The organism is Vibrio sp. T3Y01, assembly GCF_013114525.1.
Lineage (GTDB): Bacteria > Pseudomonadota > Gammaproteobacteria > Enterobacterales > Vibrionaceae > Vibrio > Vibrio chagasii_B.
Genome location: NZ_VTXJ01000021.1, coordinates 86965 through 99600 on the forward strand (window position 1 = coordinate 86965; position 12636 = coordinate 99600).

Annotated in this window: 8 protein-coding genes and 1 pseudogene; all 9 read right to left on the reverse strand. The window is 45.5% G+C overall.

What is annotated here, in order from left to right; genetic code table 11:
- Positions 1-232: 232 nt before the first annotated feature.
- Positions 233-4435: a DNA-directed RNA polymerase subunit beta' gene (gene rpoC / locus F0232_RS19520; protein WP_061034323.1), complete on the reverse strand. Its 4203-nt coding sequence runs from the start codon at positions 4433-4435 to the stop codon at positions 233-235.
- Positions 4436-4527: 92 nt separating this feature from the next.
- Positions 4528-8556 carry a DNA-directed RNA polymerase subunit beta gene (gene rpoB / locus F0232_RS19525; RefSeq protein ID WP_008224041.1) on the reverse strand — a complete coding sequence of 1343 codons (4029 nt, stop codon included), beginning with the start codon at positions 8554-8556 and terminating at the stop codon, positions 4528-4530.
- 234 nt (positions 8557-8790) lie between these two features.
- A complete protein-coding gene (gene rplL, locus F0232_RS19530) occupies positions 8791-9159 on the reverse strand; it encodes a 50S ribosomal protein L7/L12 (RefSeq protein WP_061034324.1) in 369 nt (122 codons plus the stop codon).
- 57 nt (positions 9160-9216) lie between these two features.
- Complete coding sequence (gene rplJ, locus F0232_RS19535; protein ID WP_004737075.1) at positions 9217-9711, reverse strand: 50S ribosomal protein L10; 495 nt, start codon at positions 9709-9711, stop codon at positions 9217-9219.
- A 238-nt stretch (positions 9712-9949) separates the two neighbouring features.
- A complete protein-coding gene (rplA, locus tag F0232_RS19540; protein WP_061034325.1) occupies positions 9950-10654 on the reverse strand; it encodes a 50S ribosomal protein L1 in 705 nt (234 codons plus the stop codon).
- Positions 10655-10658: 4 nt separating this feature from the next.
- Positions 10659-11087, reverse strand: a complete 429-nt coding sequence (gene rplK, locus F0232_RS19545; RefSeq protein WP_026084318.1) for a 50S ribosomal protein L11 — start codon at positions 11085-11087, stop codon at positions 10659-10661.
- 212 nt (positions 11088-11299) lie between these two features.
- The gene (gene nusG, locus F0232_RS19550; protein ID WP_032549909.1) at positions 11300-11848 is read right to left on the reverse strand and encodes a transcription termination/antitermination protein NusG; all 549 of its coding nucleotides are present in this window, start codon (positions 11846-11848) and stop codon (positions 11300-11302) included.
- A gap of 13 nt (positions 11849-11861) precedes the next feature.
- Positions 11862-12239 carry a preprotein translocase subunit SecE gene (gene secE / locus F0232_RS19555; protein WP_004737071.1) on the reverse strand — a complete coding sequence of 126 codons (378 nt, stop codon included), beginning with the start codon at positions 12237-12239 and terminating at the stop codon, positions 11862-11864.
- 223 nt (positions 12240-12462) lie between these two features.
- Positions 12463-12636 (reverse strand): annotated as a pseudogene (gene tuf, locus F0232_RS19560) (elongation factor Tu); the annotation flags it as partial.

Genomic DNA, 12636 nt, shown 5'->3' on the forward strand with positions numbered 1-12636 from the left:
GCTTTTTGTTTTGCCCATAATTCCCCTACCCACTCAACTTTGTTGAAGTCTAAGTACCACCAGCAAACCACCAAACCGTATCTACGACTCATCCACGATTATCCTCTTTCCACCAATGCTTGCGATTTACCGGCTAGCATCAGTAAAAGCAGGCCTAAACACATACACCAATAACCCAAACGCCAGATACAAAAAAGGCACCCGAAGGTGCCTTTTTGTTATCTCTTAGAGATTACTCTTCTGAAGAGAAACCTGCATTTAGAAGTGCTGCAAGGTTGTCAGTAGCTTGTTCAGCTGATGGACCTTCCTGCTCTTCTTCACGCTTAGCTTGACGCTCTTGGTGGTATGCGAAACCAGTACCAGCTGGAATCAGACGACCAACAATTACGTTCTCTTTCAGACCGCGAAGGTCATCACGCTTACCAGAAACCGCAGCTTCTGTTAGTACGCGAGTCGTTTCTTGGAACGATGCAGCTGAGATGAATGACTCAGTTGCAAGAGACGCTTTAGTAATACCTAGTAGATCACGTTCGAAACGTACTAGTTCTTTACCTTCAGCTTCTAGCTTACGGTTAGCAATCTTCACGTTGTGGTACTCAACTTGTTCGCCAGGTAGGAACTGAGAGTCACCAGAATGTGTGATTGTACACTTACGTAGCATTTGACGAACGATAGTCTCAATGTGCTTATCGTTAATCTTAACGCCTTGTAAGCGGTAAACTTCTTGAACTTCGTTCGCGATGTACTGAGTTACTGCGTGGATACCACGTAGACGCAGGATATCGTGTGGAGTTTCAGGACCGTCGGCGATTACATCACCACGTTCAATCTTCTCACCTTCGAACACGTTCAATTGACGATGCTTAGGAATCATCTCTTCGTAAGTGTCACCACCTTCACGAGTGATTACTAGACGACGCTTACCTTTCGTTTCTTTACCGAAAGACACAGTACCTGTGTGCTCAGCAAGGATCGCAGGCTCTTTTGGCTTACGAGCTTCGAATAGGTCTGCTACGCGTGGTAGACCACCGGTGATATCTTTGTTACCGCCAGATTTCTGAGGGATACGAGATAGTGTGTCACCAATGCCAACTTCAGCGCCATCTTCAATGTTTACAATCGCTTTACCAGGTAGGAAGTAGTGAGCTGGCATTTCTGTACCAGGGATCATTACATCGTTACCTTGCTCGTCAACAAGTTTGATAGCTGGACGCATATCTTTACCTGCTGCTGGACGAGCCGCTGCGTCTGTAACTTCAGAAGAAGAAAGACCAGTTAGATCATCCGTTTGACGAGAAACAGTTACGCCATCGATCATATCAACGAACTGGATGCGACCTGCCACTTCAGTGATGATTGGCATAGTGTGCGCTTCCCAGTTAGCTACAACTTCGCCAGCTTCTACTGCGTCGTTGTCCGCTTTGCTCAGTACAGAACCGTAAGGAAGTTTGTGCTTCTCTTTAGTACGACCGAACTCATCAATAATCGTCATCTCAGATGCACGAGAAGTGATAACTAGCTTCTTGTCTTTGTTGATTACGAACTTAGCGTTGTGAAGTTTCACAGTACCAGTTGTCTTAGCTTGGATGCTGTTCTCTGCTGCTGCAGTAGATGCCGCACCACCGATGTGGAACGTACGCATCGTTAGCTGTGTACCCGGTTCACCGATAGACTGTGCAGCGATAACACCAACTGCTTCACCTTGGTTCACTAGGTGGCCACGTGCTAGGTCACGACCGTAACACTGTGCACAACAACCGAAGTCTGCATCACAGGTAACAACAGAACGCACTTTCATGCTATCTACAGAGTTGTCTTCCATGATCTGACACCACTTCTCATCAATCAGAGTATTACGTGGGATCAGTACATCTTCAGTACCAGGCTTAAGAACGTCTTCAGCTACTACACGACCTAGAGCAAGCTCAGAAAGTGCAACTTTAACGTCACCACCTTCGATGTGAGGCATCATGTCGATACCTTCGTGCGTGCCACAGTCATGTTCGTGTACTACAACGTCTTGAGCAACGTCTACTAGACGACGAGTTAGGTAACCCGAGTTCGCTGTTTTCAGTGCCGTATCCGCAAGACCCTTACGAGCACCGTGCGTTGAGATAAAGTACTGAAGGACGTTTAGACCTTCTTTAAAGTTCGCAGTGATCGGCGTTTCGATGATTGAACCATCTGGACGCGCCATCAGACCACGCATACCTGCTAGCTGACGAATCTGAGCTGCAGAACCACGTGCGCCCGAGTCGGCCATCATGTAGATGCTGTTGAACGATTCTTGCTGTTCTTCTTCGCCGTCACGGTTGATAACTGTTTCAGAAGATAGGTTATCCATCATCGCTTTCGCAACGCGGTCATTCGTAGATGCCCAGATATCGATAACTTTGTTGTAACGCTCACCCGCAGTAACAAGACCAGATTGGAATTGCTCTTGGATTTCGCGAACTTCTTCTTCAGCAGATTCAATTTCATCGTATTTCGCTTGAGGTACAACCATATCGTCGATACCTACAGAAACACCTGAAAGTGCAGCGTATGCAAAACCTGCGTACATGATTTGGTCAGCGAATACTACTGTGTCCTTAAGACCAAGCTTACGGTACGCTTCGTTAAGTAGGTTAGAAATTTGCTTCTTACCTAGCTTTTGGTTAACGATGCTGTACGGTAGACCAGCTGGAACGATTTGCCATAGCATTGCACGGCCAACTGTTGTGTCAACCAGCTTCGTTTCAGTAGTGCTGTTACCATCTTCGTCTACTACGGTCTCAGTGATACGAACTTTAACGCGAGCGTGAAGCTCAGCAGTCTTAGTACGGTATGCCTTCTCAGCCTCTTCAGGGCCAGCAAGGTACATACCTTCGCCTTTCACGTTGATCTTTTCACGAGTCATGTAGTAAAGACCCAATACAACGTCCTGAGAAGGTACGATGATCGGATCACCTGACGCTGGCGACAGAATGTTGTTTGTCGACATCATCAGTGTACGTGCTTCAAGCTGTGCTTCTAGAGTTAGAGGCACGTGTACCGCCATTTGGTCACCATCGAAGTCGGCGTTGTATGCCGCACACACTAGTGGGTGAAGCTGAATCGCTTTACCTTCGATTAGTACTGGTTCAAACGCTTGGATACCTAGACGGTGAAGTGTAGGTGCACGGTTAAGTAGTACTGGGTGTTCGCGGATAACTTCGTCTAGGATATCCCAAACGATCGCTTCTTCGCGCTCTACCATCTTCTTAGCAGCTTTGATTGTCGTAGCCATGCCACGAGTCTCTAGCTTGCTGTAGATGAACGGCTTAAATAGCTCAAGTGCCATCTTCTTAGGAAGACCACACTGATGTAGACGAAGGTATGGACCTACTGTGATTACAGAACGGCCAGAGTAGTCTACACGTTTACCTAGAAGGTTCTGACGGAAACGACCTTGTTTACCCTTGATCATATCAGCAAGAGATTTCAGAGGACGCTTGTTCGAACCTGTGATTGCACGACCGCGACGACCGTTATCTAGAAGTGCATCAACAGACTCTTGCAGCATACGCTTTTCGTTACGTACGATGATGTCCGGAGCAGCTAGCTCTAGAAGACGCTTCAAACGGTTGTTACGGTTGATCACACGACGGTAAAGGTCGTTCAGATCTGAAGTCGCAAAACGACCGCCATCTAGTGGTACTAGAGGACGTAGATCTGGCGGAAGAACCGGAAGTACAGTCAGAATCATCCATTGCGGATCGTTACCCGATGCAATGAACGCTTCAACTAGCTTCAGGCGCTTAGTGATCTTCTTACGCTTAGTTTCAGAGTTAGTTGTTTCCAACTCTTCGCGCATTTCTTCCACTTCTTGATGAAGGTCCATTGTTGCAAGCAGATCTTTGATCGCTTCTGCACCCATCTTAGCAGTGAATTCATCACCCCACTCTTCTAGGCGATCTAGATACTCTTCTTCAGTAAGCATCTGAGATTTTTCTAGATCAGTCATACCTGGTTCAGTTACTACGTACATTTCGAAGTAAAGAACACGTTCGATATCACGTAGAGGGATATCCATTAGTAGACCGATACGAGACGGTAGCGATTTTAGGAACCAGATGTGAGCAACTGGTGAAGCAAGCTCGATGTGGCCCATACGGTCACGACGAACTTTAGTTTGTGTAACTTCTACGCCACACTTCTCACAGATAACACCACGGTGTTTCAGACGCTTGTATTTACCACAAAGACATTCGTAGTCTTTAACTGGACCAAAAATACGCGCACAGAACAGACCATCGCGTTCAGGTTTGAACGTACGATAGTTGATCGTTTCAGGTTTTTTAACTTCACCGAAAGACCATGAACGGATCATGTCTGGTGAAGATAGACCGATTTTGATTGCATCAAATTCTTCGGTCTTATGCTGCGCTTTTAGAAAGTTTAATAAGTCTTTCACAATCAGCTCCTGTAAGGAGTTAAAAGGGGCTCACCCGCAAAAGTGAGCACCTTCAACCAAATAATCTCTTTTCTCTAGAAAGAAAGAAGGGATTACTCTTCGTCTTCTAGCTCGATGTTGATACCTAGCGAGCGAATCTCTTTCAACAGTACGTTGAACGATTCTGGCATGCCAGGTTCCATGCTGTGGTTGCCATCTACGATGTTCTTGTACATCTTAGTACGGCCGTTAACGTCATCCGACTTAACTGTTAGCATTTCTTGAAGCGTGTAAGCAGCACCGTATGCTTCTAGTGCCCATACTTCCATCTCACCGAAACGCTGGCCACCGAACTGAGCTTTACCACCAAGTGGTTGCTGAGTTACTAGGCTGTACGAACCAGTAGAACGAGCGTGCATCTTGTCATCAACAAGGTGGTTCAGTTTCAGCATGTACATGTAACCTACAGTTACAGGACGCTCAAACGAGTCACCAGTACGACCATCAAACAGTTTAAGCTGACCAGATTCTGGCAGATCACCCAGTTTAAGTAGTTCTTTGATTAACGCTTCAGAAGCACCATCGAACACAGGAGTAGCAATCGGTAGACCGCCACGTAGGTTCTTGATCAGTGTACGAACTTGATCATCAGACAGTTCAGCAATATCAACTTTCTGACGAGTATCACCAAGATCATAAACCTTCTGTAGGAACTCGCGGAACTTATGAAGTTCTTGTTGTTCCTTAACCATTTGGTTGATCTTGTCACCGATACCTTTCGCTGCCAGACCTAAGTGTACTTCTAGGATCTGACCGATGTTCATACGCGATGGTACACCCAGTGGGTTAAGTACGATGTCTACAGGCTGACCTTTCTCATCGTATGGCATGTCTTCAACAGGGTTAATCTTAGAGATTACACCTTTGTTACCGTGACGACCCGCCATCTTATCACCAGGCTGGATACGACGTTTAACCGCTAGGTAAACTTTAACAATCTTAAGAACGCCAGGCGCTAGATCATCACCTTGAGTGATCTTACGACGCTTAGTTTCAAACTTCTTATCGAAGTCTGCTTTTAGCTCATCCCACTGCTCAGCAAGTTGCTCAAGCTGTGTTTGTAGCGCATCGTCTTCTAGAACTTGCTCTAGCCATTGCTTACGACCGATCGTATCAAGCTTAGCTTCAGAGTAACCACCAGACAGAAGTACAGCTTTAACACGGTTAAGAAGGCCACCCTCAAGAATTTGGAACTCTTCAGTTAGGTCTTTCTTAGCTTCTTTAAGCTGCATCTGTTCGATTTCAAGTGCACGCTTGTCTTTCTCTACGCCATCGCGAGTAAAGACTTGTACATCGATGATAGTACCCGAAACAGAGTTTGGTACACGTAGAGAAGTATCTTTAACATCAGATGCTTTCTCACCGAAGATTGCACGTAGTAGCTTCTCTTCAGGAGTCAGTTGAGTTTCACCTTTAGGTGTTACTTTACCAACTAGGATGTCGCCACCCTTAACTTCAGCACCAATGTAAACGATACCTGACTCGTCTAGTTTAGAGAGAGCAGACTCACCTACGTTTGGAATATCAGCTGTGATCTCTTCAGAGCCCAGCTTAGTATCACGAGCCACACAAGATAGTTCTTGGATGTGGATTGTCGTGAAACGGTCTTCTTGAACTACGCGCTCAGATACTAAGATCGAGTCTTCGAAGTTGTAACCGTTCCAAGGCATGAACGCGATACGCATGTTTTGACCAAGTGCTAGCTCACCAAGGTCTGTTGAAGGACCGTCAGCTAGTACGTCGCCACGTGATACAGGTTCACCCGGTAGCACTGTAGGACGTTGGTTGATACATGTGTTCTGGTTTGAACGCGTGTACTTAGTTAGGTTGTAGATGTCGATACCAGCTTCGCCAGGTACTAGCTCATCTTCGTTAACCTTAACTACGATACGAGAAGCGTCCACAGACTGGATCATACCGCCACGTTTAGCAACCGCCGTAACACCAGAGTCAACTGCGATGTTACGTTCGATACCAGTACCTACTAGAGGCTTATCAGCCTTAAGTGTTGGTACCGCTTGACGTTGCATGTTCGCACCCATCAATGCACGGTTCGCATCATCGTGTTCTAGGAACGGGATAAGCGATGCAGCGATAGATACTACTTGGTTTGTCGCAACGTCCATGTAGTCAACGTGGTCGCGAGGGTGAAGACCAGATTCACCTTTTTGACGAGCAGTGATTAGCTCATCTGCGAACGTACCTTCTTCAGTAAGAACGGTGTTCGCCTGCGCGATTACAAATTGACCTTCTTGGATTGCAGACAGGTAATCAACTTCGTCTGTTACTACGCCATCTACTACACGACGGTACGGAGTTTCTAGGAAACCGTAATCGTTACAACGTGCAAATGCAGACAGTGAGTTAATTAGACCGATGTTTGGACCTTCAGGCGTTTCGATCGGACATAGACGACCGTAGTGAGTTACGTGAACGTCACGTACTTCGAAGCCTGCGCGCTCACGAGTAAGACCACCAGGACCTAAAGCAGAGATACGACGCTTGTGCGTAACTTCTGACAATGGGTTGTTTTGGTCCATGAACTGTGAAAGCTGTGAAGAGCCAAAGAATTCTTTAACTGCAGCAGAGATAGGCTTAGCGTTGATTAGATCTTGAGGCATGATTGCATCAAGGTCACCAAGGCTTAGACGCTCTTTAACGGCACGTTCTACACGAACTAGACCAACACGGAATTGGTTTTCTGCCATTTCACCTACAGAACGGATACGACGGTTGCCAAGGTGGTCGATATCGTCCACTTCGCCTTTACCGTTACGGATGCCGATCAGTTTCTTCATCACTTCGATGATGTCTGATTCATCCAGAGTACCGCGCTCTTCTTCTTCTTCACGCTCGATAGAGCTGTTGAACTTCATACGGCCTACAGTTGATAGATCGTAGCGTTCTTCTGAGAAGAATAGGCTTTCGAATAGAGACTCTGCAGCTTCTTTCGTTGGTGGCTCGCCAGGACGCATCATGCGGTAGATTTCTACCAATGCAGAGATGCGATCTACTGTGCTATCTGCACGTAGAGTGTCTGACATGAATGGACCATGGTCTAGGTCATTCGTGAACAGTACTTCTAGAGCTTTGTGACCTGCTTGAGATAGGTTAGCAAGTGCCTCTAGGCTGATCTCTTGGTTCGCGCCAACGATGATCTCGCCAGTTGCTTCGTTGATGTAATCTTTAGATGCAACTTTACCAACGATGTACTCTACAGGTACTTCGATGTGCTCAACGCCATCTTTCTCAAGTTGACGGATGTGGCGAGCAGTAACACGACGACCAGTCTCAACGTAAACTTTACCGTTTGCTTCGATGTCGAATGACGCAGTTTCACCACGTAGACGATCAGGAACCAACTCCATAAGAAGAGTTTGGTCTTTCACTTCGAAGTTCACCTTGTCGAAGAACAGATCTAGGATCTCTTCAGTTGACTTACCTAGTGCACGAAGGATGATTGAAGCTGGTAGCTTACGACGACGGTCGATACGTACGAATAAGTTATCCTTAGGATCGAACTCAAAGTCTAACCATGAGCCACGGTAAGGAATTACACGTGCGTTATAAAGAACTTTACCAGATGAGTGGGTCTTACCCTTATCACTGTCGAAGAACACGCCTGGGCTTCGGTGCAGCTGGGATACGATAACCCTCTCGGTACCATTAATTACGAAAGTACCATTGTCTGTCATAAGCGGAATTTCGCCCATGTAGACTTCTTGTTCTTTAATGTCTTTTACAGTACCTGCTGGCGCATCTCGATCAAAGATAACTAGACGTAGTTTAACGCGTAGTGGCTTTGAGTAAGTTACACCACGGATTTGACATTCTTTAACATCAAAAACTGGCTCACCAAGACGGTAGCTAACGTATTGCAGCTCAGAATTGCCGTTGTAGCTCTGAATTGGGAATACAGAACGAAAAGCAGCCTCAAGACCGTATTGACCTTCTGGATCCTGTTCGATGAATTTATCGAAAGAATCAAGCTGGATCGATAACAGGTATGGAATGTCCAAAACTTGTGGACGAGTACCAAAGTCCTTACGGATGCGCTTTTTCTCGGTATAAGAGTAAACCATGGGGTTCCTCAGCTCGCTGATAAGTGACCCAAACTACCCAAAACACTCCTCAGAGGGGGTAGTGACTAACAGCTGTTTAATGTAGTGAACAATCATATCGAAAACATGACTGTTTTTTTGCTCGGGTTATGACGCTTAAACAGCGGAAAATTCGTCATAGCCCTACAGCGCAAAAAGGCCGGTGGTTAAATAACCACCAGCCATTAGCCTTGCGGCTAAGAAATTAAGTAATAATTACTTAACTTCAACAGAAGCGCCAGCTTCTTCTAGCTGTGCTTTAAGAGCTTCAGCTTCAGCTTTGTCAACGCCTTCTTTTAGAGGTGCTGGAGCTGAGTCTACAAGACCTTTAGCTTCTTTAAGACCTAGGCCAGTTGCGCCACGTACAGCTTTGATAACTTGTACTTTGTTAGAACCAGCAGAAGTTAGGATAACGTCGAATTCAGTTTGCTCAGCAGCAGCGTCGCCGCCAGCAGCGCCACCAGCTACAACTGCAGCAGCAGCTGATACGCCGAATTTCTCTTCCATAGCTTCGATAAGCTCAACAACTTGCATTACAGACATTTCTGCAACTGCGTCTAGGATTTGCTCGTTAGTAATAGACATAACAATTCTCTTTTAAGTCAACAATAAGTTTAATTTGCAACCAGTGAAAAGCAAGGCTTAAGCCGCTGCTTCTTCTTTTTGGTCACGTAGTGCAGCGATAGTACGAACCAGCTTGCCAGCAGAAGCTTCTTTCATGCACATCATTAGGCGTGCGATAGCTTCGTCGTAAGTTGGTAGTGTCGCTAGTACTTCAGCATCAGTAACTGCGCCTTCAAATGCAGCAGCTTTGATCTCGAAATCTTTGTTCTCTTTAGCGAAGTCTTTGAAAAGACGCGCTGCAGCACCTGGGTGCTCGTTAGAGAACGCGATCAGAGTTGGACCAGTGAAAGTGTCAGTTAGACACTCGTAGTCTGTACCCTGAACCGCACGGCGTGCTAGTGTGTTACGAACAACTTTCATGTAAACACCCGCTTCGCGAGCTTGTTTACGTAGAGAAGTCATTGCGCCAACTTCAACGCCACGAGAATCAGCTACAACTGCAGAAAGTGCACCATTAGCTGCTTCGTTGACTTCAGCAACAATTGCTTTTTTGTCTTGAAGATTTAAAGCCATTTGGATTAACCTCTGGTTGTGATTACAGCACCCATTACAGTGTGTAATGAGCGTTTACGATGCTAATAAATATGAATCACTTCATTTAAATTAGGCACCGCCTACGTAGGTTTTATTAAGCTGTAGCTCCGAAAAGTACAGCGCCTACGGTCTTGGGATAGATAATTTGAATTGCTTCAAATCACCCAACCACAAATATTAGGCGCAGAAGTATACACTAAATCTGCGCCTAAGCAAATTAGTTTGCTTGAGTGTTCAGGCTAGCCTGATCAACAGCAACACCAGCACCCATAGTAGTAGAGATGCTTACTTTCTTCAGGAAAGTACCTTTCGCTGAAGAAGGCTTAGCTTTCTTAAGAGCAACTAGAAGAGCTTCTAGGTTCTCTTGAAGCTGGTTAGCTTCGAAAGATGCTTTGCCGATAGTAGTGTGGATGATGCCGTTCTTGTCGTTACGGTAACGAACCTGACCAGCTTTAGCGTTCTTAACCGCTTCAGCAACGTTAGGAGTTACAGTACCAACTTTAGGGTTTGGCATAAGGCCGCGTGGACCTAGGATAGTACCTAGTTGACCAACAACACGCATTGCATCTGGAGAAGCAACAACAACGTCGAAGTTCATTTCGCCTTTCTTCACTTGCTCAGCAAGATCTTCCATACCAACAACATCTGCGCCAGCTGCTTTAGCTGCTTCTGCGTTTGCACCTTGAGTGAACACAGCAACGCGGATTTCACGGCCAGTACCGTGAGGTAGCACAGTTGCGCCACGTACGTTTTGGTCAGATTTACGAGCATCGATGCCTAGGTTAACAGCAACGTCTACAGACTCAACGAATTTAGCAGTCGCTAGTTCTTTAAGAAGTGCAACAGCTTCGTTGATTTCGTATTCTTTAGTCGCGTCAACTTTGTCGCGGATTACGCGCATACGCTTAGTAAGTTTTGCCATCTTATTAACCCTCTACCACTAGGCCCATTGAACGAGCAGTACCAGCGATTGAACGCTTCATTGCTTCGATGTCAGCACCAGTCATATCAGCAGCTTTAGTTTCTGCGATTTCTTGGATTTGAGCGTCAGTTACAGTACCCACTTTTTCAGTGTTTGGACGACCTGAACCAGACTTAACGCCAGCAGCTTTCTTAAGAAGAACAGCAGCAGGTGGAGTCTTAGTTACGAACGTGAAAGAACGGTCGTTGTATACAGTAATAACTACTGGAGTCGGTAGACCTTTCTCAACAGATTCTGTTTTTGCGTTGAACGCTTTACAGAATTCCATGATGTTAACACCGTGTTGACCTAGAGCAGGACCAACCGGTGGCGACGGGTTTGCCATACCAGCTGCAACTTGCAGTTTGATATAAGCTTCAACTTTCTTAGCCATGATATTTCCTAATATTTGGGTACATGCGCTAGCCGTAAGGCAAGCTCCCCATAAATTCAATTAACGCTTTTTACTTCCATAGAAGCAAAAAGGCGCGAAATTATAATCATAATTCGCGCCTTTAACAACCCTAAAAAGGTGATTTTTTATACTCTTTTATTTTGAACAAGTTGCTAATAAGTTATCCACAACTTAGTTCAATTAATCGAGTCTTAGTCCAGTTTTTCAACCTGACCAAATTCAAGCTCAACCGGTGTTGCACGACCAAAGATCGATACAGATACCTTAATGCGGCTCTTCTCGTAATCTACTTCTTCAACAGTACCGTTGAAGTCAGCAAATGGACCATCGTTAACACGAACCACTTCACCTGCTTCGAACATAGTCTTAGGACGTGGAGCTTCGCTCGCTTTCTCTAGACGGTTCAAGATAGCATCAGCTTCTTTATCAGTGATTGGTGCTGGACGATCAGAGGTACCACCAATGAAGCCCATAACACGCGGAATGCTGCGTACTAAGTGCCATGATTCATCATTCATGATCATTTGAACTAATACGTAGCCAGGGAAGAATTTACGTTCACTTTTACGACGTTGTCCAGCACGCATTTCCACTACTTCTTCAGTAGGTACTAGCACATCGCCAAATAGTTCTTCCATGTTGTGCATTTTAATATGCTCGCGTAGCGATTGTGCAACACGACCTTCAAAACCAGAAAAGGCTTGAACTACATACCAACGTTTTTTTGGAGCTTCACTCATGAATCAGAACCCTCTACACCCCAGTCGCTAGAGAAACTAAACGGACCATAATGCCGTCAATTCCCCAAAGCACTAGAGACATAACAATACATACAGCTAAAACGATCAATGTAGTTTGCATAGTTTCTTGGCGAGTAGGCCAAACCACTTTACGAATCTCCATGCGAGATTCTTTTGCAAAATCGATCGCAGCTTTACCTTTAGTTGTTGTTGCTGCAACGCCTAGTGCGGCAGCAATCAGCACAACTACACCTGCAGCGCGAATTACAACAGACAATTCACCATACAGGTAATTACCCACAACAGCAGCGGCTAACAGTACAAAAGCGACTACCCACTTCATTGTATCTGCTGCACTTGAGCTATCAGGAGTTTCAGCGTTTGCTTTCATAAAACCAACCTGTGATAAGTCTTAAATATAGACGACAATAACCCCGCTGTTGCAGGGCACATTCCTTTGCGTTGCAGAACAACACATCTAACAGTCATTTTAGTCAAAAAGACTGTTTAATTCTTTACTAAGAGCTGAAATTGATGCCAATTCGTTCAACTCTTTTTTTAGCGCAGAAAAAGGGCATCAAATGATGCCCTTTTTACTAGTGGTTCGTCAAATCTTATGCAAAGATTTTAGCTACAACACCAGCACCAACTGTACGGCCACCTTCGCGGATTGCGAAACGTAGACCTTCGTCCATTGCGATTGGAGCGATTAGCTCAACAGTCATTTGAACGTTGTCACCTGGCATTACCATTTCTACGCCTTCTGGTAGAGTGATGTCGCCTGTTAC

What these genes read in the sequence shown, in the direction of transcription:
- rpoB (WP_008224041.1), bottom strand. Translation starts at nt 8,556, where the DNA reads ATGGTTTACTCTTATACCGAGAAAAAGCGCATCCGTAAGGACTTTGGT.
- rplL (WP_061034324.1), bottom strand. Translation starts at nt 9,159, where the DNA reads ATGTCTATTACTAACGAGCAAATCCTAGACGCAGTTGCAGAAATGTCT.
- rplJ (WP_004737075.1), bottom strand. Translation starts at nt 9,711, where the DNA reads ATGGCTTTAAATCTTCAAGACAAAAAAGCAATTGTTGCTGAAGTCAAC.
- rplA (WP_061034325.1), bottom strand. Translation starts at nt 10,654, where the DNA reads ATGGCAAAACTTACTAAGCGTATGCGCGTAATCCGCGACAAAGTTGAC.
- rplK (WP_026084318.1), bottom strand. Translation starts at nt 11,087, where the DNA reads ATGGCTAAGAAAGTTGAAGCTTATATCAAACTGCAAGTTGCAGCTGGT.
- nusG (WP_032549909.1), bottom strand. Translation starts at nt 11,848, where the DNA reads ATGAGTGAAGCTCCAAAAAAACGTTGGTATGTAGTTCAAGCCTTTTCT.
- secE (WP_004737071.1), bottom strand. Translation starts at nt 12,239, where the DNA reads ATGAAAGCAAACGCTGAAACTCCTGATAGCTCAAGTGCAGCAGATACA.